The sequence below is a fragment of the Jiella sp. M17.18 genome (assembly GCF_041027365.1).
Taxonomy (GTDB): Bacteria; Pseudomonadota; Alphaproteobacteria; order Rhizobiales; family Rhizobiaceae; genus VKMB-3413.
This window is the reverse complement of the sequence record NZ_JBFTEH010000004.1, coordinates 115330-138902: the sequence shown is the minus strand read 5'-3', so window position 1 is coordinate 138902 and position 23573 is coordinate 115330. Positions and strand designations below refer to the sequence as shown.

The window sequence follows — 23573 nt, the reverse complement described above, 5'->3', positions numbered from 1 at the left end:
GCGGCACGAAGGCCGGAGGCGGCCGGAACCGTCCACGCGGGTCGCCGGCCTGTCGCGCCGCAGGCCTCCGTGCGACGGCCGCGACGGCATGTTCGCCGGGCATGCCGGACGGCTCACGGGAGGAAGAATGAGACGCGTTTTCATCGCGGCTGTCGCCGCAGGGCTCGCGGCGTCCGCCAGTCCGGCCTTCGCCTACAAGATCTTCGTCACCAACGAGAAGGGCAACGACATCACCGTCATCGATTCCGATGGCTTCAAGGTGACCGACACCTTCCGGGCGGGACAACGGCCGCGCGGCATCGTCACCTCGCCGGACCAGACGAAGATCTATGTCTGCACCTCCGACGACGACCTGATCACCGTCTTCGACACGAAGACCCACAAGAAGATCGGCACCCTGCCCTCGGGACCGGACCCCGAGCTGCTGGCGGTCTCGCCGGACGGCAAGACGCTCTATGCCGCCAACGAGAACGACAACCTCGTCACCGTGATCGACCTTCAGACCGGCGCGATGACGGCGGAAATCCCGGTCGGCGTCGAGCCGGAGGGCATGGCGGTCTCGCCCGACGGCCAGACCATCGTGAACACGTCCGAGACGACGTCGATGGCGCATTTCATCGACAAGGACAGCCAGCAGATCACCGCGAACGTCCTCGTCGACACCCGGCCGCGCTTCGCCGCCTTCAAGGCGGACAATTCCGAGGTCTGGGTCTCCTCGGAGATCGGCGGCACCGTCAAGGTCATCGACATGAAGACCAAGGAGGTGACGCATACGATCAGCTTCCAGATCCCGGGCATCCGCGCCGAGGCGATCCAGGCGGTCGGCATCGCGATCACCAAGGACGGCTCCAAGGCCTATGTCGCGCTGGGTCCCGCGAACCGCGTCGCGGTGATCGATGCCAAGGCCTACAAGGTCGAGAAGTATCTGCTCGTCGGCCAGCGGGTCTGGCACTTCGCCTTCTCGCCCGACGAAAAATACCTCTTCACCACCAATGGCATCTCCAACGACGTCTCGATCATCGACACCGCCGACGACGAGGTGATCAAGACCGTGCAGGTCGGGCAGCAGCCCTGGGGTGCCGCGGTCGCGGACATCAAGTAGGCGCCGGCCGCTGCGCGCGGTCTTGCGGATGGACAACGGCAACCGGGAGGATTTTTGCCGATGAGACCCCTTTGGCTCAAGCTAATGGCGGCAACGCTCGCCTTCGCCCCCATGAGCGTCCCCGCAGCGTTCGCGCAGGGCAACGGTCCCGACACCCAGCAGCAGGGCAAGGCGGGAGACGACGACGGTGACGCGGCCGGCGGTGCCGCTCAGACGAAGGCGGAGGCGGCAGCCGCAGCCACGCAGGACAAGGCCGTCGCAGCGGCCAAGAAGATGGCGATGATGCCCGCGAACGCCATGTCGGGCGACCAGCTGGGCCTGCCGAAGGTCTCGCTGACCAGCCGGATCCTGCCGCCGCTCGTGCTCGGCAAGCCCGGCGACGACTATGCGGCGAGCCGCAACGACTACGTGCTGCGCGCCGGCCAGGCCTACCGGATGGACATCACCTCGAACGGCGGGCTGGAGTACAAATTCCAGGCATCGGACTTCTTCCGCAACATCTGGATCGACCAGATCGTCGTCGACGATCTCGAGGTCCACATGGCCGGGGCGCCGGCCTGGCTCGAATATGACGACAAGGGGACCATATCGGTCTACTTCAAGGCGGTGCAGCCGGGGCGCTATTCCTGGCATGTCGGCGACGCCAAGAGCGGCAAGGGCATGCAGGGCACGATCCTGATCGTGCGTTGACGCGTGACCGGCCGCCGGCGGACCGTGGCCGTGGCGGCCTGCGGCGGCGATCGCGCCGCGTCCGCCGTCTCAGGGAGCAGTGCGTGAGCGCAGGAAGAATCGGCAAGGCGTGAGGATGAGCGACGCAGAAGCAGCCCTGGACGTGCGCCATGTGAGCCATTCCTACGGCCCGCGGCGCGCGCTGGACGACGTCTCCTTCACCGTGCCGCAGGGCTCGTTTACCGCCCTCCTCGGCCCGAACGGCGCCGGCAAGTCGACGCTCTATTCGCTGATCACGCGGCTGTTCAACGTGCGCGAGGGGTCGATCTCGGTCCTCGGCCACGACCTCAACCGCGACCCCGGCGAGGCGCTCCGGCGCCTCGGCATTGTCTTCCAGGCGCGCACCCTCGATCTCGACCTGTCGATCCGGCAGAACCTCGTCTACCACGCCGCGCTGCACGGCATCCCCCGCGCGGAGGCGAAGCAGCGCATCGGGGAGATCCTGAAGGGCTCCGACCTCATCGACCGGCTCGGCGACAAGGCCCGCAACCTCTCCGGCGGCCAGCTGCGCCGCATCGAGATCGTGCGCGCCTTCATGCACCGGCCGCGGCTGATCCTGCTCGACGAGCCGACCGTCGGCCTCGACATCCGCTCGCGCGCCGACATCGTCGCGGAGGTGCGGCGGCTGGTGAAGGAGGAAGGTGTCTCCGTCCTCTGGGCGACCCATCTCATCGACGAGATCGACGAAAGCGACCGGGTGGTGGTCCTGCATCACGGCAAGGTGCTCGCCGAGGGCCTGGTGCCGGAGATCGTCGCGCGGGAAAGCGCCGGCTCGATCCGCGAGGCCTTCTCGCGCCTCACCGGCCTCGCCGGCCGGCCGGTGGAACTGGAGATGGCCTCGTGACCACCGCTTCCCTCGATCCGCGCGTCGATCCTCCGCGCGCCGCCGAGCGGCGCGGCTTCCCGCTCTTCGCCTACTGGATCTGCCTCAAGGGCGTCGTCTGGCGCGAATGGCTGCGTTTCCTGCACCAGCGCGAGCGCTTCGTCTCGGCGCTGGTGCGCCCGCTGATGTGGCTGTTCATCTTCGCCGCCGGCTTCCGCCAGGTTCTGGGCGTGTCGATCATCGCGCCCTACCAGACCTACATTCTCTACGAGGTCTATATCGTCCCCGGCCTCGCCGGCATGGTGCTGCTCTTCAACGGCATGCAGTCCTCGCTGTCGATGGTCTACGACCGCGAGACCGGGACGATGAAGACGCTGCTCGTCTCGCCGCTGCCGCGCTGGTTCCTGCTGGTGTCCAAGCTCTGCGCCGGCGTCGCCGTCGGCGTGCTGCAGGTCTACGTGTTCCTCGGGATCGCCTGGTTCTGGGACGTCAAGCCGGACTGGCCGGGCTATCTCTACGCCCTGCCGGCGATCGTCCTGACCGGGCTGATGCTCGGCTCCCTCGGCATGCTCCTGTCCTCGCTGATCAACCAGCTCGAGAACTTCGCGGGCGTTATGAACTTCGTGATCTTCCCGATGTATTTCGCCTCCTCGGCGCTCTATCCGCTGTGGCGGGTGCAGGAGGGCAGCCCGCTGCTCTACGACATCTGCCTGGCGAACCCCTTCACTCACGGGGTCGAGCTGATCCGCTTCGCCCTCTACGAACAGCTGAACCTCACGGCGCTGCTGGTCGTCCTCGGCTGCACCATCGTCTTCCTCGGGGGCGCGATCCTCGCCTACGATCCGGCGAGGGGCGTCATCAGCCGCAAGCGCCAGTCGTGAGAGGGCGCGTGCGCAACGCACCCGCATCCGTCCGCGGGCCGGCAGCGACCGTCGGCAAGTGTGATGCGCAGGTCCAATGAGTTCGAGCGTCCTTCGGCAGGCCGGAGGACGCTGCAGGAAACTGGGAGGTTTCACATGTTCGCACGCATGATGTTCCGCGCTGCGGGCACGGTCGTCGTCGGCGCTCCGGCGCTCTGCGTCGCAATGGTCCTGTCGCAGCCGGGCTTCGCCCAGGACGGCGCGCAGCCGCGCGCGATACCGAAGGGCTTCGTCCTGCCCGGCCCGGCGCCGAAGAACGCGCCGAACTGGAAGCCGGGCGGTGCCCCGCAGCGCTCGCCCGGAGCCGCCGCAACGCAAGAGGCCGCTCCGGCCGAGCCGCCCGGCGCATCGCAGGCCCCGGCGGTGACCTCGCAGGGCGGCGCCATGGTGCCCGCGCCGACCACGGTCGTCGGGCCCGGCGAGACCGCCGCGGCAAGTCCGATGGCCTTTGCCCGCGGGCCGCAGAAGGGCACGACCAACTGGCCCTGCGCCCAGCGTCTCGTCGACACCATCACCCCGGCGCAGATCTGGGCCGGGCCCGACCTCTCGCAGGCGAAGGACGTGCCGCGGACCCCGGCGATGCAGGCGCTGGTCGACGAAGTCGTGGTGCGCCGCCTGCCGCTCGACGAGGCCGAGGCGAAGGTGAAGGAGTTCGTGACGTCGCTGCCGAAGGGCGAGCGCGCCGCCAAGACGACGGCGATCTTCACCGACATCCTGGCGCGGCTGAACGCCGAGCGGAACGACGTCGTCAACGGCATCGAGCGCTATGGCGCCAAGCAGAAGGCGATGGCGGCCAGAATCCGCAAGGAGAGCGCCGAGATCAACGCGCAGCAGCGCGCGACGACCACCGTCCCCACCGAGCCCGACCAGGCGCGTCAGCAGATCATGTGGGACACGCGGATCTTCGACGAGCGGCGCAAGTCGCTGGGCTATGTCTGCGAAGTGCCGACGCTGATCGAGCAGCGCGCATTCGGGCTCGGCCGGGCATTGCAGCAGGCGCTCTGACACGGCAGCGCGCGGCCGACGACGCCGCCGTCACGCCGCCCGGATCGCGCGCCGGTCGAGATCGGCGGAGAACATCTGCGAGCGGCCCCGGCCGGCGGCCTTGGCCGCGTAAAGCGCGATGTCGGCCTTGACGAAGAGTTCGGACGGCGTGCAGGCGGCCGCGCTGGCGATGCCCACCGTCGCGCCGATCGCCAGGGTCTCGCCGCCGCAGTCGAGGGGACTCTGGAACGCGCCGACGATGCGTCCCGCCAGCCGTTCGAGAGCCGCCCGGCTCCACCGACCCTCGATCAGCACGGCGAATTCGTCGCCGCCGATCCGCGCCACCAGGTCCGCCTCGGCGGCGGCCACCTGCAGGCGTCGTGCGGCTTCGATCAGGCAATTGTCGCCAAACGAGTGCCCATAGGTGTCGTTGATCTGCTTGAAGGCGTCGAGATCGACCAGAAGCAGCGCCCCCGCTCCGCCACTCCTGGCGAGCGCCGCGAGCCGCGCCTGGAACTGGCTGCGATTGGCGAGGCCGGTCATCACGTCGAATTCCGCCAGATAGCGAGTGCGCTCGGCCAGCAGCTTCTCCTCGGTGATGTCCTGCTTCATGCCGAAGATCCGCGCCGGCTCGCCACCCTCGCACTCGACGCTGGCGGTGATCCGGACCCAGCGCCGGTTGTTCTTCACCGTGACGATTTCGGTGTCGAGCGTGAAGCCGCTGCGCGCCTCGATCGCCTTCGCCCGCACCGATTCCAGTTCGGCGCGCGTCGCCTCCGGATAGCATTGGAGGATCGCCCCGCGATCGAGTTCGGCGCCGCGCGGCAGGTCGTAGATGTCGTAGAGGACGTTCGTCCAGGTGAGTTGTTGGGTGTGGAGATCGCACTCCCAGACGCCGATCCGGGCGACGGCGGAGGCGCGCTCGAAGATCTTGCGGCTGTGGGCGAGTTCCGCTGCCTGGGCGCGGATCAGGCTGTCCTGAGCCGCGATCTTCGCCTCCAATGCGGCGTTCCCGCCTTCGGCCGACGGAGATCCGGCGGCCGCCCGCGACGATCGTCTCGGTGAACTGAGATCCATCTGGGGACGCATTCCCTTTGCGCATGATCGCGCGAAAAGAGTATGCCGTTGCGTTTAAGACTTCCTATCCGCGAGCTTCGCAAACGGAGGAACGACAGTCCCAAGACGCGATTGGGCCGTGCGACGGCTCCTCGAAGCCCGCCGAAAGCATCTTGGCGCATCCTGCTAGCGGGCTGATAATAAAGCAGCTATGCGATTTCCCGCGGTGTCAGCCGAGACGGCGGCCTGCGGCAGCTTGCCGCGGCGGCAGCCCGTCTGTGCCGCCTTGCCCCGTCTATTGCAGCCCGACCGCGTCGACGATGCCGTCCGTGCAGCCCGGGCTGGTGGGCTTTGCCGCCATGATCAGCTTCTGCATGTCCGGCGTCGGCGTGATCTCGCCGACGAGGCCGATCGTCAGCTCGCCGATGAGCCGCCGGCTGCCGTCCTTGTCGCAGGCGATCCTGACGCGGGCGCCGGCGCCCTGGCCGAAGGCCTGGTCGAACGCGCCGCGGATCTTGTCGGAGGTCAGCGGCCGCTCCAGCGCACCGGCGAACAGCGCGCCGACGGGCGAGGCGTTGATCGCGGCGAGCGCCGCGATCGCGTCCGAGAAGTATTCGTTGGCGCTGGTGCCGTAGCAGGTGCCGTGGCGCAGCCATTCGTGACGTTCGAGCAGCGACTGCGTGCCCGGCATCACCCGGTCGAGCTTCGCCTTCACCTCCGGGTCGAGCTGCGGCTCGGGCAGCTGGTCCCAACGCCCGGCGCGGTCGGCGGCCTTGTTGGCGGCCGAAACGCCGCAGTATTCCACGCCGCGCGGCTGCGGCCAGAGGCCGTGCAGCGAGAAATGCGTGGCCTCGAAGCTGCTGGCGGTCTCGGCCCGACATTCGGGCTTGCCGCTGTGCGTTTCGCAGAAGGCCGGCTCCCAGCTGATCGCCAGCAGGAGGTCGCGATGCGCGGCTCCGCCGCTCGCCATGCCGCCGCCGGAGCTGGTGCCGCCCGATGGGCCGGAGTGCGCGCTCGTGCCCTCGCCTGCACCGGTTCCCGAGCGAGTAGCGGAGGCGTTTTCGGCATTCCCGGCAACCGGGCTGCCGCCTTGGCTCGTGCCGCCGCCCGGCGGCTGCTCGTCCACCGCGGCGACGCGGATGCCGCAGCGCTTCTCGATCCAGCGCCGTTCCGGCTGCGCGCCCGGCACCTCGATCAGGTAGTGGGTGCCGTTCGCCCTGTTCTCGGCGATCAGCCTGTAGGCGCGATCGATCTGGAGCGGCAGCGCCGGATCGGTGGCGGCGTTGCGGATCGACGGCGTCGCCGAACAGGCGCTGCGGGCGATGACGTAGCCGCTGAGCGGCTCCTCGGCCGCAGCGGGCGAGACCGCAATCGCCGCGGCGGCAGCCGCAGCCAGTATCATCCGAGACGTCCACGCCATGAAAACCTCCCGCCGTCCCCGGCCTTTTTCTCCGGATGATAGCGTGCCGGCGTGACGATTGCATCGCAAGCCGAATTCGCAGCCTGGTTCAGACCAACGAGTGCACGGCTCGCGCGATCGCCGGACCGGCCGCATTTCCCGCACGCCGTTCGCGACGCTATTGTCGGGCGATCGGGAAGACGGGGAGAGATGCGGTGGCGTTCGATCGCGAGGAGACCTTGGACAGCCGATCGGGCGCGGCATTGCATCTGTATTCCCGATCGGCCCGCGGTCCGGCCCGCGGCATCTTCCTCCTCTTTCATGGCCTTGCCGAGCACGCCGGACGCTATGGCCGCTTCGCTGGCGAACTCGCAGATGCCGGCTTCCACGTCTATGCACACGACCACCGCGGCCACGGCTCGACCGTCGCGCCGGATGCCCCCTTGCGCCGCTTCGCCAAGGCCGGAGGCGCGGACAGGGTTCTGGCGGACTGCCGCGCCGTGCATCGTCATGCCGAAGCGAGACATCCCGGCCTGCCGGTCTTCGTCCTCGGCCATTCGATGGGCGGGCTGATCGCGCTGAACTATGCCGAACGGCATGGGCGGGACCTTACGGGCGCCGCGATCTGGAACGCGAACTTCGACGTCGGCCTGGAAGAACGCGTCGGCCGTGTCGCCCTCAGGATCGAAAAGGCGCTGAAGGGCTCGGACGTGCCGAGCGCGCTGATCCGGCGCGCCACCTTCGACGCGTGGGGAAAGGCGATCGAGCCGCGGCGGACGATGGCGGACTGGCTGTCGCACGATCCCGCCGCCGTCGACGCCTATCTCGCCGACCCGCTCTGCGGCTTCACGCCGAGCGTCTCGATGATGGAGGACATCCTGCAACTGATCTTCCAGGGCGGATCGGAGGCGGGCCTCGCCATGCTGCCGAAGGCTCTGCCGCTGCATCTCCTCGGCGGCACGGCCGACCCGGTCACCGATGGCGGCAAGGCGATGACCTGGCTTCAGGCCCGCCTGGGGAAAGCCGGCCTTGCGGATGTGACGCTGACCCTCGTCGAGGGCGCACGGCACGAGACGCTGCACGAGACGCCGGAATTTCGACGGAACGGCGTCGGCAGCCTCTTCGCCTGGCTCGACCGCCTCGCGCCGCCATAGGCGGAACGGCCGGAGGAAGACCCGGGGGAACATGCGGCGGCGGCCGCAAGTTTCGCATGCAACGATGGCCCCGCACGGGCGGCGGCGGCGAACGGGCGGAACACAGAGCGCGATCATGGACGGTGTGTTGGGGACCGAAGGCGGATGGGGCCTGCTCTACGAGGTCGGGAGCCTCGCGGCAGCGGCGGTCCTCACCGGCGCCATCGGCTTCGAGCGGGAGCGGCACGACCATTCCGCCGGCCTCAGGACCCATATGCTTGTCGGGATCGGCGCCTGCCTCTTCACCATCCTGATGACGGTGATCATCCAGCGCTTCACCGACAGGTCCGGCGTCAGAGCGGATCCGATCCGCATCGTCTCGGCAGTCACCAGCGGCATCGCCTTCCTCGCGGCCGGGGTCATCATCCAGTCACGCGGCGGCGAGGTGAAGGGGCTCACGACCGGAGCCTCGCTCTGGCTCGTGGGCGCCGTCGGGGTCTGCTGCGGCCTCGGCGAATATGCGCTGGCCGCGGCCGCTGTCGTGATCACGCTGATCGTCCTGCGGCTGGTGAAGCTGCTGGAGTAGAAGCGAACGGGCCGTTTCGATAGATATTTCCTATTAAGCATTCGGAAAAACCGGAGCGATTCCCGTCTGTCGATAGACGATAGCTATTCCCTCTCCGCATGGCTGCCATACCGGATCGGCAATTGCTCCGCGGTCGGCCGGCGGCTAGTTCTTCAACTAGTCGGACGGATCGATACCTCCTCCCATTGGTTCTCCGGCTGTTTCCTCCCAAGGGTTTGCTTTTTCGAAAGCCCCTTCCCTTTCGGCCGGGTTCTTCGGAGCCCGGCCTTTTTCTTGTTCTCCGTCGGCCGGAGCCAGCGGGCGTCACGGCCAGCCGCCGAATCCGAGAGCGCACGAACGCAAACGGGCGGCCCGAGGACCGCCCGCGATAATCTGGCCAGGAAGGCAGAGCCCTCAGTCGAGGCTGCCGCAGAAGCGCTGGATGCGGGCGCAGGCCTCTTCGAGAAGCGCCTCGGAGGTCGCGTAGGAGATGCGGAAGTTCGGGCCGAGGCCGAAGGCCGAGCCGTGCACCACCGCCACGCCCTCGGCTTCGAGCAGTTCGGTGACGAAGTCCTGGTCGGTCTCGATCACCTTGCCGGACGGCGCCGTCTTGCCGATCAGCCCCTTGCAGGACGGGTAGACGTAGAACGCGCCCTCCGGCGACGGGCACTCGATGCCGCGCGCCTGGTTCAGCATGCCGACGACGAGATCGCGGCGGCCCTGGAAGATCTCCCGGTTCTTCGCGATGAAGTCCTGCGGGCCGTTCAGCGCCTCGACGGCCGCCCACTGGGCGATCGAGCAGGCGCCCGACGTCTGCTGGCCCTGGATCATGTCCATCGCCTTGATCAGCGGCAGCGGCCCGCCGGCATAGCCGATGCGCCAGCCGGTCATCGCATAGGCCTTGGAGACGCCGTTGATCGTCAGCGTGCGGTCGTAGAGCGCCGGCTCGACCTCGGCGGGCGTGGCGAAGGTGAAGTCGCCGTAGACGAGATGCTCGTACATGTCGTCGGTCATCACCCAGACCTGCGGGTGGCGCATCAGGACGTCGGTCAGCGCCTTCAGCTCGTCATGCGTATAGGCCGCGCCCGAGGGGTTGGACGGCGAATTGAACAGGAACCACTTGGTCTTCGGCGTGATCGCCGCTTCCAGCGCCTGCGGAGTCAGCTTGAAGTTGTCGGCGATCTTGGTCTCGACGAACACCGACACGCCGTTGCAGATCGCCACCATCTCGGGATAGCTGACCCAGTACGGTGCCGGGATGATCACCTCGTCGCCGGGGTTCAGCGTCGCCATGAAGGCGTTGAACAGGATCTGCTTGCCGCCGGTGCCGACGATGGTCTGCTCCGGCTTGTAGTCGAGCCGGTTCTCCCGCTTGAACTTCGCCGAGATCGCCTGGCGCAGCTCCGGAATGCCGGAGACCGGTGTGTACTTCGTCTCGCCGCGGTTGATCGCGTCGATCGCCGCCTTCTTGATGTTGTCCGGCGTATCGAAGTCCGGCTCGCCCGCGCCGAGGCCGATGACGTCGCGGCCTTTCGCCTTCAGCTCGCGCGCTTTCTGCGAAACGGCGATGGTGGCGGACGGCTTCACGCGGTCGAGGGCGTCGGCAAGGAATGCCATGGGTCTCATGCTCCGGTTCTCAAGAAGTGCCTGAAGGTTTCAAGCCCGTTCAGGCGGGCGGGACCCTAGAACCGTCCTTTCCCACGCGCAAGAACAGACGCGCCGCTTCACGATGTTCCGGCGGCGGGCGGCGGCTGGAGGACCCGCGCGGCAACGGCCGGCAGAACACGCCGGCGAGGCGGGGCTGCGATCCCGGACATCAAGGAGATTGATGGACCGCCGCCGCAAATTGCATTGGACGGCGGGGCGGCTCCTCACCAGACTGGCGCCATCGAAAACGGGAGCCCGCATGGTCACGATCTACGGAATGTCCGACTCCGGCAACTGCTACAAGCCGCGGCTGTTGATAGCGCTTCTCGGGCGGCGCTTCCGGCATGTGGAGGTGTCGACGATCGACGGCGGCACCAGACAGCCGGGCTTCCTCGCCAAGACCCCGAACGGCAAGGTGCCGCTGCTGGAGCTGGACGACGGGCGGACTCTGCCGGAATCGAATGCCATCCTCGCCTTTCTCGGCGAGGGCAGCCGCTTCGTGCCGGAGGACGCCTTCACCCGCGCCGAAATGCTGGGCTGGATGTTCTTCGAGCAGTACAGCCACGAGCCCCATGTCGCCGTGCGCCGCTCGCTGATGATCTATCCGCACCTGAAGGACAAGGCGACGCCGGGGCGGCTGGCCGAGACGCTCGCCGGCGGCGAGAAGGCGTTCCGCGTCATGGAGCACCGGCTGTCGCAGGCGGACTGGCTGGCCGGGGACCGAGCGAGCCTCGCCGACATCGCGCTCTACGCCTATACCCATCTCGGCCCGCAGGGCGGCTATGATCTCCAGCCCTATCCCGGCATCCGCGCCTGGCTGGGCCGGGTCGCGACCCTACCCGGCTACCGGCCGATCACCTGGCTGCCGGAGGACTGAGACCTCTGCCCTTCGGGACGGCGCTTACGGCTTCCCCTGCTGTCAGCCGCAGATCGCGGGCGGCGGCCCGAGGCTCCGCAGGCCGTGGCTGTCAGTTGCCGCCGGCCGCCGTGTCGGGATAGCGTCCGCCCTTCGGCACGGCGATCTCGTCGAAGTTCTCGGCGAGGTTTTGCAGGGCAGCCTGCATCTCGGGCCCCTGCATCGCGCGGCCGTGGCCGGTGACGACCAGTTCGGGCTTCAGCCCGGCGATCGTCTGCACCGAGGCGCGTGCGCTGGCCCAGTCCGGGGTGAAATAGGCCGGCGGCCCGTGCATCTCCGGCTTCTGGGCCGCGGTCTCGTAGGCCGATTCCTGGCCCGTCGTGACGATGGCGTCGCCCGCGATCAGCGTCCTGCTGTCCGCATGCCAGAAGCTCACATGACCCGGCGCGTGACCCGGCGTGTGCAGCCAGCGCCAGCCCGGCATGCCCGGCACGCTGCCGTCCTCCGGCAGCGTCCTCAGCCGGTCCGAGATGTCGGTCGGGCCGCGAGGGAACAGCGGCGAAAGCTTCGGCATGATGCCGCCGCCGGCCTTGGTGTCCGGCGGCGCGTAGGGCCGGCTCCCGTCGAGAAAGGGCCGCTCCATCGGGTGGGCATAGACCGGCACGTCCCATTCCTCTGCCAGCGCCCGCAGATCGCCGACGTGATCGAAATGGCCATGCGTCAGGATGATCGCCGAGGGCCGCGCGCCCTTGCCGAAGCGAGCCTCGGCGGACGCGACGATGTCGGCGCGCGTGCCGGGAATGCCGGTGTCGATCAGCACGAAGCCGCGGTCGCCGGCATCGGGGCGGCCGAAGAACACGATGTTGACGAACACCAGCCGGCGATAGGCGATGTCCGGGGCGATCTCGTGCAGGCCGTCCTCGACGGTTTCCTCGGCGCGGGCGTCGCTGCTGAGCGGGATCTGGTCTGGCATGCGGAACCTCCTTGGCTGGCCAGCAACCGGCGGCCCTGCCGGCAGTTCCGGACGCCGCTTCAGAATTCAGGCAGCCGGCGACCGACCTTCCGCGATCCGGCCCTGGTCGCTGCGGTCGGCGAGGCGGGCCGGACGGGGCTGCTCCCCTTGAGGCCGCTTCGGCCAGCCTTCGCGCTGGCGACCGCGCATGCCGTCGGTCTCCTCGGTCTGGTCGTGGAAGAGATGCACCTGCGTCTCGAACGGCATGTCGATGCCGGCCGCGTCCAGCGCCGCCTTGATCCGCTCCAGCGCCGCGGCCTGGGTGTGGACGACGTCGGTGCGCTTGGAGTTCGTCCACCAGCGCGCCCGCAGCGTCACCCAGGAGGCGGCGAGGTCGGAGACCAGCACCTCCGCCTGCGGATCTGCCTCGACGCCCGGTGTCTCGGCGAGCGCCGAAAGGATCGCCTCGCGCGCATGGTCGATCCGGTCGCCGTAGCCGATGCCGATGTCGTATTGCGAGCGCCGCACGGTATGGGCGGTGTTGACGGTGACGGCGTTGGAATAGACGTCGGCATTCGGGATGATCACCCGGCGGCGGTCGTAGGTCGTGATGATGGTCGCGCGGGTCTCGATCCAGTCGACCGTCCCCTCATAGCCGTTGACGACGATCTGGTCCCCGACATGGAAGGGCTGGCGGATCAGGAGCAGGAGGCCGGCCAGCCAGTTCTGCAGGATGTCCTTGAAGGCAAAGCCGATCGCCACCGACCCGACGCCGAGGCCGGCGAGAAGATCGGCCGGGTTGAGCGAGGGGATGACGATCGTCAGCGCGACGAGTACGCCGAAGAGGATGATGATCCACTGCAGGAAGGAGCCGAGCACCTCGCCGAGATTGTCGCGGTTGCGGCGTCTCGCCCAGCGGCGGAAGCCGCGGTTCACCAGCCAGCCGGCAAGGCAGATCAGCGCGAGGACCACGATGGCGACGGCGATGTTCGGCAGGAGCTTCTGAAAGCCGACGACCCAGCTCTCCACCTTCGACAGGGCGTAGGCCGGATTCAGATTGACCGCCTGGTCGACCGTATGCGGCGCCCCGGGGGCCGGCTTTGCCCCTTGCGCGAATGCTTGAGCCATGAACTCTCCGATGCTGCGGTCCGGAACTTAGCGAGGCTGCGCCGCTCCCCCGGCGCGGCCGTTTGGGAATGCCACGCGAGGAGAATTGGTTGCGGGAGACGACGATGGGGCGCGAAGAGGTCGCAGGGCCGGCCTCGCCGGGGTCTTCCCCGCAACGGATGCGCTCCCCGGTCGTTTGCCTCCTGTCCCGGATGTGGCTCGCGCGCCATCCGGCTCTTGCGGAGAAGCCCGACGATGACGATTGCTAGGCGATGCGAACGCTTCTGCGAATCCTTGTCCTCTTGGTTCTCGCCGGCGCCATCGTGTCGGGCGGCTTCCTCGTGATCGGACCTTCCCGCGTCTGGGAATGGATCGGCGGGCCCGCCGACCAGGGGCCGGTTGACTTCGCTGCACTGACGCGCCGCAGCGTGCCGAACGACGCCCTCGCCTGCTCGCCGGGCCTCTGCCGGGGGCTGACGGTGGACCTGACGCTTCCGGCCTACTCCGCAGCGCCCGCCGCACTGATGTACCGGCTCGACCGCGCCGCGCTTCACGACGGGAACGTCGCCCGCGTCGACAACCGGTCGCGGCCGAACTATCGCCGCTACGTCGCCCGCACGAAACTGTTGCAATTTCCCGATACCGTCGACGCCGAAGCCGTCGCTTCGCCGGATGGCACCGGGCTCCGCCTCTATTCCCGCTCGCTGCTCGGCCGGGGCGACTTCGGCGCCAACAGGGCGCGGCTCGAGGCCTGGATCGCGCGGCTCGGCGACGGTCAGCCAGCGCCGTCCGGATGACGACGGGGTCTGCCCGCCATTCGCCGGCGACCTGACGCACGGCAGCTCTGGCCAGACGCTCGGCTGCTCTGCTACGAGCCGGACGAACCGCAGACACCGGCCCGCCGCGGACGCGCTCGACAGACCGCCGACGCCCCTGCTGCCGGTTCATCCGCCTCCCGATCTCTCAGCCGCCGAGAACTCTCCTGTCCCGTCTTCGCGCCAACTTTCTCCTGCTCCTCGCCGGTGCTGTCTGGGGCATGGGCTTCGTCGCACAGTCCACCGCCATGGGCGCGCTCGGTCCCTGGACCTTCGTCGCGGTGCGCTTCGCGCTCGCGGCGCTGACGCTCCTGCCCTTCGCCTGGTTCGAGAGCCGCCGCGCCGCGAGGCCGCTCCCGCGCGCGACGCTCGGCGGCTTCCTGCTGATCGGGGCCGCGCTGTTCGTCGCCGCGATCACCCAGCAGATCGGCATCGTGACGACGACGGTGACGAATTCGGGCTTCCTGACCGGGCTCTATGTCGTGCTGACGCCTGTGCTCGCCCTACTGTTCCTGAAGCACCGGCCGCACTGGGTCGTGTGGCCGGCGGCGCTGGCGGCCTTCTGCGGCATCGTGCTCCTCGGGGGCGGAAGCCTGTCGGCGCTCGGCCCCGGCGACATCTGGACGATCGTCTGCGCGCTGTTCTGGGCGCTGCAGATCCTCTTCGTCGGCGTCTTCTCCGGCTCCAGCAACCGCCCCTACATGCTCTCCTTCGTCCAGTTCGCGGTCACCGCCCTCCTCGCCGCGATCGGCGCGGTCCTCCTGGAAACGCCGACGGCCGCCGCCGTCGCCGCGGTCTGGCCCGAGATCGTCTATGGCGGCGTCTTCTCCTCCGGCCTTGCCTTCACGCTGCAGGTGCTCGGCCAGGGACATACCAGCGCCGCGCAGGCCTCGATCTTCCTCTCCTCGGAGTCTCTCTTCGCGGCGCTGTTCGGCGGCCTCGTCCTCGGCGAGCGGATCGCCCCGATCGGCTTCCTCGGCTGCGCGCTGATCTTTGCGGCCATGCTGGCGGTGGAACTGGTTCCGCTTATCCTGCCCAAGGAGAGGAACCGCGCAAGCTCGCCGCGGCGCGCGACCGGCTGAGCCTATTCGTCCTGCGTGCGCGGTTCGCAGCGATTGTGGATGTGCGTCGCGGCGAGCGCCGCCTGGCCCATGCCGACAACGATCTGGTCGAGCCCCGTCACGACGTCGCCGGCCGCGTAGAGCCCTTCGACGCTCGTCTGCGCATGCGCGTCGACGATCAGCGCCTTACGGTCGTCGCAGGCGGCTCCGAGGTCGAGGGCGAGGTCGGAGCGATAGGTGATGCCGAGAGCGGCGTAGAGGATGTCGAAGCTCAGCGCCTCCCCGTCCCGCGGCAGCACCCGGACGCCCGCCTCGTCGCGGTCCAGCCGGGCGACCGGCGCGGTGACGACCGACACGCCCCGCTCGCGCAGCTCCCGTGCATCGTCGTCGCTCAACTCAAGCCGACTGCCGAGCGACAGGAGGGTGACGTCCCGGCAATAGGTGCGCCGGATGAACAGCGCCTCGCCGACGCCGCGGTCGCCGCGCCCGATCACCGCCACCCGCTTGCCGATCGATTCATAGCCGTCGCAGATCGGGCAGTAGCGCACCAGCCCGTCATGCACCGCGCTCGCAATGTCCGGCAGATCCGGCTCGACATCCCTCGCGCCGGTCGCGAGCAGGATCTTGCGGGAAAGGATGCGGCGCGGCCCGGCGTCTCCCGCCGCGCCATCCGCCGCCACGCCATCCGCTGCCGCGACGGTCGCAGCAAAGCCGTCGGCGGTGCGCTCCAGCGCGGTCACGTTTCCCGCGAGGGTCCTCACGCCGTAGCGGCTCGCATGCTCGCGCTCGCGCGACAGGATCTCGGGCCCGGCGATGCCGCGGGCGAAGAACGGGATGTTGTGGCTCTCGGGGATCCAGCGCGCGCGGCTCGCGCCGGCATCGACCACCAGCACCGAGCGGCGGAAGCGCTGGAGGTAGAGCGCCGCAGTCAGTCCCACGGGCCCGCCGCCGATCACCAGGCAGTCGAGTGTCGTCCGGTCGTCCATGGTCGTCCTTTGCATCGGGTTTCGCGGGGGCAACGCGCCGGCCGCCGGAAAGTCGCAGGCTGACGCCCCGGGCAAGAATGTCGACGGCGAACCAACCTCGACGAGGCTACGCGATTGATCTCATCCGGCGAGCACGATGCCCGCGTGGCGCAACAGGCGCGGCTGCCGGCTTCCAAAGCCGCAGGCGTCTGATATGGCTCTCGATGTCAGATTGCGGAGAGTTGCAGATGGACGAAAGCGACGCGCAGCCGAAGGGCGAACTCACGGTCCGGATCCCCGCCATGCCGGCCGACGCCAATGCGAACGGCGACATCTTCGGCGGCTGGGTCATGTCGCAGATGGACCTTGCGGCCGGCATCCGCGGCGCCGAGCGGGCACGGGGCCGCGTCGCCACGGTCGCGGTGAACGCGCTGACCTTCAAGCGGCCGGTGAAGATCGGCGACACGCTCTGCGTCTATTCCAAGATCGAGAAGGTCGGTCGCACCTCGATCACCCTCTCGATCGAGGCCTGGGCGAAGCCGCAGGCGCGCCAGGATCGGGCGAAGGTGACGGAGGCGATCTTCGTCATGGTCGCGATCGACGACGAGGGACGGCCGACCGCGGTGCCGGCGGAGACGGCGGCCGACTGAGTCCGCTCGCGAACCCGCGCGGAAGCCGTCCCGCAGTGGGTCTGCGGGCGGCGGCCGGACGGCGAAGGCGGCAGACAGGGCCGGTCTGCAGCAGCCGGCGACGGCGCTCACCTGGACCGCCCATGGGTTGACGCAGCCGAAGAGCGCCCTGCTTTCCATCGGACGCCGGGGGACTTTGCAGCCAGCAAACGTTCCCGTGTCCCGCCTTAGGAGATCCCCGCCCCGATGCTGCAAACCCTCGTCCGCGACTATTCCTGGATTCATCTCGGGCTGGGGCTGCTCGGCAATTTCTGCTTCGTCGTCGGCTCTGTGCTGTTCTTCAAGACCTTCGATTCCTGGTACACGCTCGCCGTCTCGCTCTTCGTCATCGGCTCGGTCGGCATGTTCATCGGCTCGCTCGGCGAACTCGTGAAGTTCGTCTACGAGCGGCGGGAGAAGACGCAGCGGAGCTGACCGGCGACGGGCGTCAGTGGTAGCGCAGCTTGAAGCCGACGATGACGAGGATGAAGACGAGCGTCAGTGCGTTCGCCCCGATGACCGGCGCCGAGCCGATCGACAGGCCGTAGATCAGCCAGAGCGCGATTCCCGCCGCAAGGAAGGCGTTGGTCGCTAGCGAGATGCCGGCGGTCTGCCGGGTCTTGGCGAGCTGCATGATCTGCGGGAGCCAGCAGAGCGTGGTCATGGCGGCGGCGAGCGCGCCGACCCATTCGAGCGACATGTCGGGCCAGTTCCGAAAAGTGAGCCGGTGAGCGGCCCGCCCCTCTCCCCCCGGAACGGCACGGCGCGCTTTGCTCTCTCCATACGCCAACAGCCGGTGCCGGGGAAGTGGGTGGATGCGCCCAGGACGGCCGCGTCGCAAGCATGGAGCAAGGCGGCCGAAGCGTGCCGCGCGCGCCGTCGCTGCGGACGGCGCGGATCAGCGGCCAGCGGCCACCAGCGCGAACATCACGCCCTCGGGATCGCGGCAGTGGACGATCCAGCTGCCGCCCGGCACCTGGTGCGGGCCGTTCGCGATCGTCCCGCCGCCGGCGGTGACGCGGGCTGCCGCCGCGTCGATCCCATCCACCTGGAAGTAGTAGAGCCAGAACGGCGCGGGGACGGCGGCCGGCTTGGTCATCATGCCGCCGATGGCGTCGGCGCCGGCCGTGAAGAGCTGGTAGACGCCCATGGCGCCCATATCGACCGCCTCGCCCTTCTGCCAGCCGAACTCGCTGTTGTAGAAGCCGAAGGCCTGGTCCAGATCCCCTGCGAGGAGCTCGCGCCAGCCGACGTGCCCGATCGTGCCCTGCGGCGGCGGTCCCTCGCCCGGCCCCTCGCTCTTGAAGAGTGTGATGACCGCGCCGTGCGGGTCGGCAACGACGGCAAAGCGGCCGACGCCGGGAATATCGCCGGGCTCCCGCCGCACATGGCCACCATGCGACCGGAAACTTTCCGCGGCGCGGTCGACGTCGTCGACATGGACATAGCCGGTCCAGGCGGGGCAGACGCCGGCGTCGCGCATCTCCGCAGAGATCTCCATCATGCCGCCGACATCGCGGCCGGCGGCGGAGAACAGCGTGTAGGAGACGCCGGGCATGCCGGAGTCGCGGCGCTCCCAGCCGATAACGCCGTTGTAGAATGCGCCGGCGGCTGCCGAATCCGTCGTCGTCAGCTCGTACCAGACGAACTGGGCGGGTGTGGGGGTCATGCGATCCATCTCCTTCCGTCGATGAGCGAAAGCGTTGGAAGGCCCGGGGCCCGGCTATTCCGCCGCGGCGGCGGGGCGGTCGTATTCGTCGTGGCGGCGCACGAAATCCATGGTCGAGGTCTCGTTGCGCCCGAGCGGTGCGCGGTCGAGGATCATCAGCGTGCCGATCAGTTCCTCCGGCCCGCGCGCATAGCTGGAATAGGTGTGGAACACCGTGCCGTCCGGGTCGCGGTAGAAGGCGCTGAGGCCAGGCAGCTCCGACGTGCCGTCGCCGGCCGGCAGGTCGGCATAGTTGTAGCGGACCTTGCCGCTCAGATGGTCCTCGGCATCGAAGGAGACGCCGAAGTCGCGGTTGAAGCGCGTCCCGAAGGAGGAGACCCAGGGGAATTGCCACCCCATCCGCTCCTTGTAGCGGCCGATCTCGGCCAGCGGCGCGCGCGACACCGCCGTCAGGGTCACGTCGTGGTGGTTCAGATGGACGAGCGCCCCACCCAGATGATCGGCGAGGAACGAGCAGCCGGGACAGCCGGCCTTCCAGCCGGGGCCGAGCATGAAGTGATAGACGACCAGCTGGCTGCGCCCGTCGAACAGGTCGCCGAGCGTCTTTTCGCCGTCCGGCGTCTGGAATCGGTAGTCGACGTCGACGCGCACCCAGGGCAGCGCCAGGCGTTCGGCATTGACCGCATCGCGCAGATGCGTCGCCTCCCGCTCCCGCTGCAGCAGCGCCCTGCGCGCGACCAGCCATTCCTCCCGCGACACCACCGCATGATCGGGCATGACGACCTCCCTGATCCCCGAAGCGTATGTTCAATGGACGGAAAAGTTGATATCAACGTTTCCGTCGGAAGTAAAGGGGCTGCCTCCCCTCCCGCGGCGAGAGGCTTCGGCTCCGGCGGCGGCGCCCGCGGGAGGCGACGAAAAGACCGCATTGCCGAGCGGCGGCCGGGCGCGTAGGCGGGGGTATGGCGCGGCGGACGGCGCGTGGCGGCGCTGGTTGCAGAGCGGCGGCTTGCGCCCCTGCCGACGACGGGGAAAGGAGACGGACCGGGAGGTGACCACTCAGCCGAAGACTTCGGGCGGGCCCCTGCCCCTCCTCCAGACGCGAGACGGCGCGGATGATGCGGGATCGCCGGTCCCCTACGAGACCACGCTGCATGTGCGCGACCACTGCCTCTGCCTTCATGCGCAGCGGGCGGCGCGGGCGCTGGCGCGTCGCTTCGACAGGGCGCTGAAGCCGCATGGCCTCACCAACGGTCAGTTCTCGCTGCTGATGGCGCTGAACCGGCCGCAGCCGGCGCCCTTCGGCGCCGTCGCCGACGTCCTCGCCATGGACCGGACGACCCTGACGGCGGCGCTCAAGCCGCTGGAGCGGCAGGGTCTTCTGACGGTCGCCGTCGACCCGCGAGACCGGCGCGGCCGCCTGCTGACGCTGACGCAGGAAGGGCGCCGGCGCCTGGCCGACGCCCTGCCGGTCTGGCGCGACACCCATGCGGCGATCGACGCCGAACTGGAAGGGCGCGACCTCGACCGCCTGCGGGACGACCTCAAGGCGCTCGGCTAGGGACGATGTCGCCGGCCTCAAGCGCCGGCCCGCTCAGAGCGTCATCCACAGCCGGTATGGGATCTGGCGGCCCGTCGCCTCGTGCAGGATGCGCCCGCAGCGCGTGACGCATTCGCCATGCGGCACGCTCCAGCCGCGCGCCGCGACCGCCATCAGCAGGTCGCGGGCATAGGCGTGCGCCTCCCGCCGGGCCTCGTAGGAGGTCAGCGCCAGGCGCGGCGCAAGGGCGGCGGCCTCCGCCGCGGCGGGCGCTTCGATCGTCCCCGCCGTGTGCCACTCGCCGGGCCGGCGGCCGCCCTGCGTCTGGCCGATGCTGATCAGGATGCGCCCGTCGGGGCTGGTGCGGATCCAGGCCGCGAGCGCGGCAGCGTCGCTGCCGAGCCCTTCCGGCATGGTGGCCGCGAGTGCGGAGGATTTCGTCGCCACGGCGGCGAGCGAGCCGATCGCGCCCGCCTTGAGCAGGTTGCGCCGGTGGAGTGTGAAGGCGTCGGCCATGAAGGTCTCCGTCGAGCCGGGAAAAATCGGCCGGCCGCCGCGCCCTTTCGCGCCCGCGGCCGGCCCGTTGCGGCGGTCCGGCTACTTCTGGCGCGGATGCTTCGCGTTCTCGGGATCCGCGATGTATTTGAACGAGGAGTTCTCGATCCAGGGCGCCGGCTTGTCGTCGGAGGGATTGCCGGTCGAGGACAGGTTGAAATAGAGGTCGACCGTGTCGTCCGGCTTGAAGTTGCCGAAGTTCGGCTCGTCCAGCTTGTTCATCGCCTTCAGCGCGTCCATGAACATCTGGGTATGCGCGACCTCGCGGGTCGCCAGGAAATGCAGCGCTTTCTTCGAGCCCTCGTCGGTGGCCTTGTCGAGCAGCGCCTCGTAGGTGGCGAGCGCCCCGGCTTCCGCCGCGACGTCGGCGCGCAGGTCGCGCACCGGGCTGGCGCCCTCGTTGACATAGCTGGCGGTCCAGTGCTGGCCCTGGCTGTCGAGCAGGTGCGGTCCCTTGCCGCGGATCGAGAACAGCGTGCTCTCGAACGCCTTCGCCTGCTGCGCGCCCTTGGTGTGCGCCTCGATCAGATGGGCGACGACCTCCAGATGGCTGAACTCCTCGGTCGCGATGTCGAGCAGCATGTCCCGCAGCTGCGGGTCGTCGGTGTGCTGGGCCTGCGTGAAATACTGCAGCGCCGCCGTCAGTTCCCCGGTTGCACCGCCGAACTGCTCGAGCAGGTACTGCCCGAAATGCGGATCCGGCTCCTTGATATCCACGGGAACCATGATCTCTTTCTTGTGGATGAACACGCCGCGTCTCCTTTGATCTTGGCGATATCGGCTTTGCACTTCCCTGCGCCGCGCTCGGCTCGCAAAGAGAAAGTCAAAGGACCACGGTTCATTCTGGCGTCGATGCTGCAGCATGCAACGTTGACGACGCTAAAGACTGCTTCATATCATGAAGGCAATTTCAGTAATCACGACGGATTTACCCAGTCCGCGGGATCGTTTGCCGGCGATATACTTTCAGGTGCCGGCAAAACGGAGGGAGTTGGCGGGCGATGTCGCAGGTTCTGCTGATCGAGGATGACGCCGGCACGGCCGAGGAGATCGCGCTGGAGCTGCGGCGGGCCGGGCACCGGCTGCAGCATGAGCGCTTCGGCCGGACCGCGCTCGCGGCGGCCTCCGCGGGCTCGTGGAACGCCATCATCCTCGACCGGATGCTGCCGGACATCGACGGGCTGGAAGTGGTCCGCCGGCTACGCGAAAACGGCGACCGCACGCCCGTCCTCGTCCTCAGCGCCCTGTCCGACCTCGGCGAGCGCGTCAGGGGCCTCGACATCGGTGGCGACGACTATCTCTGCAAGCCGTTCGCGCTGGTCGAACTGGTGGCGCGGCTGGAGGCGCTGTTGCGGCGGCCCCTCGGCGCGGGCGAGACGGCCCTGCGCCTCGGCCCGATCGAGCTCGATCTCCTGCGGCGCACCGCCTTTCGCGGCGAGCGCGCGCTCGAGCTTCTGCCGCGCGAATTCCAGCTGCTGGAATATCTCGTCCGCCGCGGCGGCCGCGTCGTCACGCGCTCGATGCTGCTGCAGGACGTGTGGGGCTACCGCTTCGAGCCGCGGAGCAACGTCGTCGACGTCCACATGGGCAAGCTGCGCCACAAGGTCGATCTCGACGACGAGACGCCGCTGATCCGCAGCGTGCGCGGCCAGGGCTACCGCATCGATGCGCCGGGCTGACGTCCTGGACAAGATCACCATCCGCTGGAGCGCGGGCATTGCGGCCGCGCTGGCCCTGCAGGCGATCCTCCTCTCCGCCCTGTTCTGGTGGCAGACGGTGAGTGCGGGGCAGGCCGACCTCGGGCGGGAGCTGTCCGAGGACTGCGCAGCCCTGTCGCGGCTCTCCGCGGACCGGCTGGCGGACGCGATCGGCGACCGGGTGAACGGCGACCTGCACCGGACCGGCTTCATCGGCCTGTTCGACCGGGACGGGCGGCCGACCATGGGCAACATCCTCACGCCGCCGCCGGAGCTTCGCGCCGGAACCGGCCCGCATCGCGTGACGCTGCGCCGCGCCGATCCGGCGGGGGTTGCGCCGGACGAGGCGGAGGCCGTCGCCTGCCGCACGGCTGGCGGCGATCTCCTCGTCATCGGGCGCGACCTCGACTTCTACCAGATGATCCAGCATCTGGTCTGGCGCGCGCTCATGCTGAGCATTTTGCCGGCAGCGGCGCTGGCTGTCCTCGGCGGCATCGTCCTCGCGCGCCGCGGCCAGGCGCGTGTGCGGCGGTTCCGGTTTCATCTCGACGAGATCACGGATGGCGGACTGAAGGCGCGGCTGCCGGTCCGCGGCGGCGAGGACGAGTTCGACCTGATCTCGGCCGGGGTGAACCAGATGCTCGGCCGGATCGAGACGCTGATGGCGGAGCTGCGCGGGGTCGGCGACGACATCGCCCACGAGTTGCGCACGCCGCTGACGCGCCTGCGCGCCAAGCTCGAGCGCGGCGGCGACGCCGTTTCGAGCCCGGAAGACGTTCGCCTCCTCGTCGACGGCGCGATCTCCGACATCGATCAGGCGCTGCACGTGATCGGCGCCCTGTTGCGCATCCGGGCCATCGAGCAGGGCGTGCGGCGGGGCAATTTCGAGCCGGTCGACCTCGGCAGCGTCCTTCGGACCGCGGTCGAGCTCTACCAGCCGATCGCCGAGAGCAAGGGCGTCGCCCTGTCGGAACGGATCGCGCCGGATCGCATCGTGCGGGGCGACCCCGACCTTCTCATGGAGGCGCTCGCCAATCTCCTCGACAACGCGGTGAAGTTCACGCCCGCCGGCGGCTCGGTTCGCGCCGAGCTGGCGGAGACGCCATCCGGGCTGCGGGTGCTGGTCAGCGACGACGGGCCGGGCATCGATCCGGGCGAGCGGGAAGCGGTCTTCCGGCGCTTCCACCGCTCGCGGGCGCGCGACGCTCCCGGCCACGGGCTGGGCCTCAGCCTCGTCGCGGCGATCGCCCACCTGCACGGCTTCGCCGTGTCGATCCAGCCGAGCGAGCGCGGCTGCAGCATCGCGATCGACTGCCCGGCGGCGACGTAG

26 protein-coding genes are annotated in these 23573 nt (G+C 69.1%); 15 read left to right on the top strand and 11 right to left on the bottom strand.

All coding sequences use genetic code 11. The features are described from left to right. Nucleotides 1-127 precede the first annotated feature (127 nt). The 5 genes from AB5S17_RS09540 to AB5S17_RS09520 all read left to right on the top strand — a co-directional run bounded on the left by AB5S17_RS09540 (nucleotide 128) and on the right by AB5S17_RS09520 (nucleotide 4579). Nucleotides 128-1102 carry a PQQ-dependent catabolism-associated beta-propeller protein gene (locus tag AB5S17_RS09540; RefSeq protein ID WP_369238610.1) on the top strand — a complete coding sequence of 325 codons (975 nt, stop codon included), beginning with the start codon at nucleotides 128-130 and terminating at the stop codon, nucleotides 1100-1102. Between the two features lie 60 nt (nucleotides 1103-1162). Continuing rightward, nucleotides 1163-1792, top strand: coding sequence for a hypothetical protein (locus AB5S17_RS09535; RefSeq protein ID WP_369238608.1), 630 nt, complete (start codon nucleotides 1163-1165; stop codon nucleotides 1790-1792). A 115-nt stretch (nucleotides 1793-1907) separates the two neighbouring features. After that, nucleotides 1908-2675, top strand: coding sequence for an ABC transporter ATP-binding protein (locus tag AB5S17_RS09530; RefSeq protein WP_369238606.1), 768 nt, complete (start codon nucleotides 1908-1910; stop codon nucleotides 2673-2675). Between the two features lie 77 nt (nucleotides 2676-2752). Beyond that, nucleotides 2753-3535, top strand: coding sequence for an ABC transporter permease (locus AB5S17_RS09525; protein ID WP_369239088.1), 783 nt, complete (start codon nucleotides 2753-2755; stop codon nucleotides 3533-3535). A 135-nt stretch (nucleotides 3536-3670) separates the two neighbouring features. Continuing rightward, nucleotides 3671-4579, top strand: a complete 909-nt coding sequence (locus tag AB5S17_RS09520) for a hypothetical protein (protein WP_369238604.1) — start codon at nucleotides 3671-3673, stop codon at nucleotides 4577-4579. 30 nt (nucleotides 4580-4609) lie between these two features. On the opposite strand, the gene AB5S17_RS09515 is transcribed toward AB5S17_RS09520, so the two are convergent. Then, entirely contained in the window at nucleotides 4610-5560 is a 951-nt protein-coding gene (locus tag AB5S17_RS09515; RefSeq protein ID WP_369238602.1) for a diguanylate cyclase, read from the bottom strand. A gap of 349 nt (nucleotides 5561-5909) precedes the next feature. Beyond that, nucleotides 5910-7034, bottom strand: coding sequence for a ribonuclease (locus AB5S17_RS09510; protein WP_369238600.1), 1125 nt, complete (start codon nucleotides 7032-7034; stop codon nucleotides 5910-5912). Between the two features lie 194 nt (nucleotides 7035-7228). Between AB5S17_RS09510 and AB5S17_RS09505 the strand changes: the two genes are divergently transcribed. Further along, nucleotides 7229-8167, top strand: coding sequence for an alpha/beta fold hydrolase (locus tag AB5S17_RS09505; protein ID WP_369238598.1), 939 nt, complete (start codon nucleotides 7229-7231; stop codon nucleotides 8165-8167). Between the two features lie 115 nt (nucleotides 8168-8282). Beyond that, the gene (locus AB5S17_RS09500) at nucleotides 8283-8732 is read left to right on the top strand and encodes an MgtC/SapB family protein (protein WP_369238596.1); all 450 of its coding nucleotides are present in this window, start codon (nucleotides 8283-8285) and stop codon (nucleotides 8730-8732) included. Between the two features lie 393 nt (nucleotides 8733-9125). On the opposite strand, the gene AB5S17_RS09495 is transcribed toward AB5S17_RS09500, so the two are convergent. Beyond that, nucleotides 9126-10328 (bottom strand): pyridoxal phosphate-dependent aminotransferase, encoded by a 1203-nt coding sequence (locus AB5S17_RS09495; protein ID WP_369238594.1) that lies wholly within the window; start codon nucleotides 10326-10328, stop codon nucleotides 9126-9128. 289 nt (nucleotides 10329-10617) lie between these two features. On the opposite strand from AB5S17_RS09495, the gene AB5S17_RS09490 reads away from it, so the two are divergent. Continuing rightward, nucleotides 10618-11235, top strand: coding sequence for a glutathione S-transferase family protein (locus AB5S17_RS09490; protein ID WP_369238592.1), 618 nt, complete (start codon nucleotides 10618-10620; stop codon nucleotides 11233-11235). Nucleotides 11236-11326: 91 nt separating this feature from the next. On the opposite strand, the gene AB5S17_RS09485 is transcribed toward AB5S17_RS09490, so the two are convergent. Further along, nucleotides 11327-12187 (bottom strand): MBL fold metallo-hydrolase, encoded by an 861-nt coding sequence (locus tag AB5S17_RS09485; RefSeq protein ID WP_369238590.1) that lies wholly within the window; start codon nucleotides 12185-12187, stop codon nucleotides 11327-11329. 66 nt (nucleotides 12188-12253) lie between these two features. Continuing rightward, nucleotides 12254-13294 (bottom strand): mechanosensitive ion channel family protein, encoded by a 1041-nt coding sequence (locus AB5S17_RS09480; RefSeq protein ID WP_369238588.1) that lies wholly within the window; start codon nucleotides 13292-13294, stop codon nucleotides 12254-12256. Between the two features lie 251 nt (nucleotides 13295-13545). Here AB5S17_RS09480 and AB5S17_RS09475 point away from each other — a divergent pair, with 251 nt between their 5' ends. Next, nucleotides 13546-14070, top strand: a complete 525-nt coding sequence (locus tag AB5S17_RS09475) for a DUF1499 domain-containing protein (protein ID WP_369238586.1) — start codon at nucleotides 13546-13548, stop codon at nucleotides 14068-14070. 185 nt (nucleotides 14071-14255) lie between these two features. After that, entirely contained in the window at nucleotides 14256-15170 is a 915-nt protein-coding gene (locus AB5S17_RS09470) for a DMT family transporter (protein ID WP_369239086.1), read from the top strand. Between the two features lie 2 nt (nucleotides 15171-15172). Here AB5S17_RS09470 and AB5S17_RS09465 read toward each other — a convergent pair whose 3' ends face one another. Beyond that, complete coding sequence (locus tag AB5S17_RS09465; protein ID WP_369238584.1) at nucleotides 15173-16150, bottom strand: NAD(P)/FAD-dependent oxidoreductase; 978 nt, start codon at nucleotides 16148-16150, stop codon at nucleotides 15173-15175. A 212-nt stretch (nucleotides 16151-16362) separates the two neighbouring features. Here AB5S17_RS09465 and AB5S17_RS09460 point away from each other — a divergent pair, with 212 nt between their 5' ends. Together AB5S17_RS09460 and AB5S17_RS09455 are read left to right on the top strand one after the other, a co-directional pair. Next, nucleotides 16363-16764 carry an acyl-CoA thioesterase gene (locus AB5S17_RS09460; RefSeq protein WP_369238582.1) on the top strand — a complete coding sequence of 134 codons (402 nt, stop codon included), beginning with the start codon at nucleotides 16363-16365 and terminating at the stop codon, nucleotides 16762-16764. Between the two features lie 225 nt (nucleotides 16765-16989). Beyond that, nucleotides 16990-17217 (top strand): YrhK family protein, encoded by a 228-nt coding sequence (locus AB5S17_RS09455; protein ID WP_369238580.1) that lies wholly within the window; start codon nucleotides 16990-16992, stop codon nucleotides 17215-17217. A gap of 13 nt (nucleotides 17218-17230) precedes the next feature. Here AB5S17_RS09455 and AB5S17_RS09450 read toward each other — a convergent pair whose 3' ends face one another. The 3 genes from AB5S17_RS09450 to AB5S17_RS09440 form a co-directional block, all read right to left on the bottom strand. Beyond that, nucleotides 17231-17482 (bottom strand): SemiSWEET family sugar transporter, encoded by a 252-nt coding sequence (locus AB5S17_RS09450; RefSeq protein ID WP_369238578.1) that lies wholly within the window; start codon nucleotides 17480-17482, stop codon nucleotides 17231-17233. Between the two features lie 198 nt (nucleotides 17483-17680). After that, complete coding sequence (locus tag AB5S17_RS09445) at nucleotides 17681-18451, bottom strand: VOC family protein (protein WP_369238576.1); 771 nt, start codon at nucleotides 18449-18451, stop codon at nucleotides 17681-17683. Nucleotides 18452-18505: 54 nt separating this feature from the next. Then, nucleotides 18506-19228: a DUF899 domain-containing protein gene (locus tag AB5S17_RS09440; protein ID WP_369238574.1), complete on the bottom strand. Its 723-nt coding sequence runs from the start codon at nucleotides 19226-19228 to the stop codon at nucleotides 18506-18508. A 307-nt stretch (nucleotides 19229-19535) separates the two neighbouring features. On the opposite strand from AB5S17_RS09440, the gene AB5S17_RS09435 reads away from it, so the two are divergent. Beyond that, the gene (locus AB5S17_RS09435) at nucleotides 19536-20012 is read left to right on the top strand and encodes a MarR family winged helix-turn-helix transcriptional regulator (protein ID WP_369239084.1); all 477 of its coding nucleotides are present in this window, start codon (nucleotides 19536-19538) and stop codon (nucleotides 20010-20012) included. A gap of 33 nt (nucleotides 20013-20045) precedes the next feature. Here AB5S17_RS09435 and AB5S17_RS09430 read toward each other — a convergent pair whose 3' ends face one another. Next, nucleotides 20046-20507 carry a hypothetical protein gene (locus tag AB5S17_RS09430; protein ID WP_369238572.1) on the bottom strand — a complete coding sequence of 154 codons (462 nt, stop codon included), beginning with the start codon at nucleotides 20505-20507 and terminating at the stop codon, nucleotides 20046-20048. 81 nt (nucleotides 20508-20588) lie between these two features. Beyond that, nucleotides 20589-21296: a manganese catalase family protein gene (locus tag AB5S17_RS09425; RefSeq protein WP_369238570.1), complete on the bottom strand. Its 708-nt coding sequence runs from the start codon at nucleotides 21294-21296 to the stop codon at nucleotides 20589-20591. Nucleotides 21297-21547: 251 nt separating this feature from the next. Here AB5S17_RS09425 and AB5S17_RS09420 point away from each other — a divergent pair, with 251 nt between their 5' ends. Next, the gene (locus tag AB5S17_RS09420) at nucleotides 21548-22225 is read left to right on the top strand and encodes a response regulator transcription factor (protein WP_369238568.1); all 678 of its coding nucleotides are present in this window, start codon (nucleotides 21548-21550) and stop codon (nucleotides 22223-22225) included. Next, a complete protein-coding gene (locus tag AB5S17_RS09415; protein ID WP_369238566.1) occupies nucleotides 22212-23573 on the top strand; it encodes a sensor histidine kinase in 1362 nt (453 codons plus the stop codon). The genes AB5S17_RS09420 and AB5S17_RS09415 overlap by 14 nt, the downstream gene beginning before the upstream one ends.

Excerpts from the sequence above, each read along its gene's own strand:
- AB5S17_RS09540 (WP_369238610.1), top strand. The coding sequence starts at position 128 with ATGAGACGCGTTTTCATCGCGGCTGTCGCCGCAGGGCTCGCGGCGTCC.
- AB5S17_RS09535 (WP_369238608.1), top strand. The coding sequence starts at position 1,163 with ATGAGACCCCTTTGGCTCAAGCTAATGGCGGCAACGCTCGCCTTCGCC.
- AB5S17_RS09530 (WP_369238606.1), top strand. The coding sequence starts at position 1,908 with ATGAGCGACGCAGAAGCAGCCCTGGACGTGCGCCATGTGAGCCATTCC.
- AB5S17_RS09520 (WP_369238604.1), top strand. The coding sequence starts at position 3,671 with ATGTTCGCACGCATGATGTTCCGCGCTGCGGGCACGGTCGTCGTCGGC.
- AB5S17_RS09510 (WP_369238600.1), bottom strand. The coding sequence starts at position 7,034 with ATGGCGTGGACGTCTCGGATGATACTGGCTGCGGCTGCCGCCGCGGCG.
- AB5S17_RS09500 (WP_369238596.1), top strand. The coding sequence starts at position 8,283 with ATGGACGGTGTGTTGGGGACCGAAGGCGGATGGGGCCTGCTCTACGAG.
- AB5S17_RS09495 (WP_369238594.1), bottom strand. The coding sequence starts at position 10,328 with ATGGCATTCCTTGCCGACGCCCTCGACCGCGTGAAGCCGTCCGCCACC.
- AB5S17_RS09490 (WP_369238592.1), top strand. The coding sequence starts at position 10,618 with ATGGTCACGATCTACGGAATGTCCGACTCCGGCAACTGCTACAAGCCG.
- AB5S17_RS09485 (WP_369238590.1), bottom strand. The coding sequence starts at position 12,187 with ATGCCAGACCAGATCCCGCTCAGCAGCGACGCCCGCGCCGAGGAAACC.
- AB5S17_RS09480 (WP_369238588.1), bottom strand. The coding sequence starts at position 13,294 with ATGGCTCAAGCATTCGCGCAAGGGGCAAAGCCGGCCCCCGGGGCGCCG.
- AB5S17_RS09475 (WP_369238586.1), top strand. The coding sequence starts at position 13,546 with ATGCGAACGCTTCTGCGAATCCTTGTCCTCTTGGTTCTCGCCGGCGCC.
- AB5S17_RS09465 (WP_369238584.1), bottom strand. The coding sequence starts at position 16,150 with ATGCAAAGGACGACCATGGACGACCGGACGACACTCGACTGCCTGGTG.
- AB5S17_RS09460 (WP_369238582.1), top strand. The coding sequence starts at position 16,363 with ATGGACGAAAGCGACGCGCAGCCGAAGGGCGAACTCACGGTCCGGATC.
- AB5S17_RS09455 (WP_369238580.1), top strand. The coding sequence starts at position 16,990 with ATGCTGCAAACCCTCGTCCGCGACTATTCCTGGATTCATCTCGGGCTG.
- AB5S17_RS09450 (WP_369238578.1), bottom strand. The coding sequence starts at position 17,482 with ATGTCGCTCGAATGGGTCGGCGCGCTCGCCGCCGCCATGACCACGCTC.
- AB5S17_RS09445 (WP_369238576.1), bottom strand. The coding sequence starts at position 18,451 with ATGACCCCCACACCCGCCCAGTTCGTCTGGTACGAGCTGACGACGACG.
- AB5S17_RS09440 (WP_369238574.1), bottom strand. The coding sequence starts at position 19,228 with ATGCCCGATCATGCGGTGGTGTCGCGGGAGGAATGGCTGGTCGCGCGC.
- AB5S17_RS09430 (WP_369238572.1), bottom strand. The coding sequence starts at position 20,507 with ATGGCCGACGCCTTCACACTCCACCGGCGCAACCTGCTCAAGGCGGGC.
- AB5S17_RS09420 (WP_369238568.1), top strand. The coding sequence starts at position 21,548 with ATGTCGCAGGTTCTGCTGATCGAGGATGACGCCGGCACGGCCGAGGAG.
- AB5S17_RS09415 (WP_369238566.1), top strand. The coding sequence starts at position 22,212 with ATGCGCCGGGCTGACGTCCTGGACAAGATCACCATCCGCTGGAGCGCG.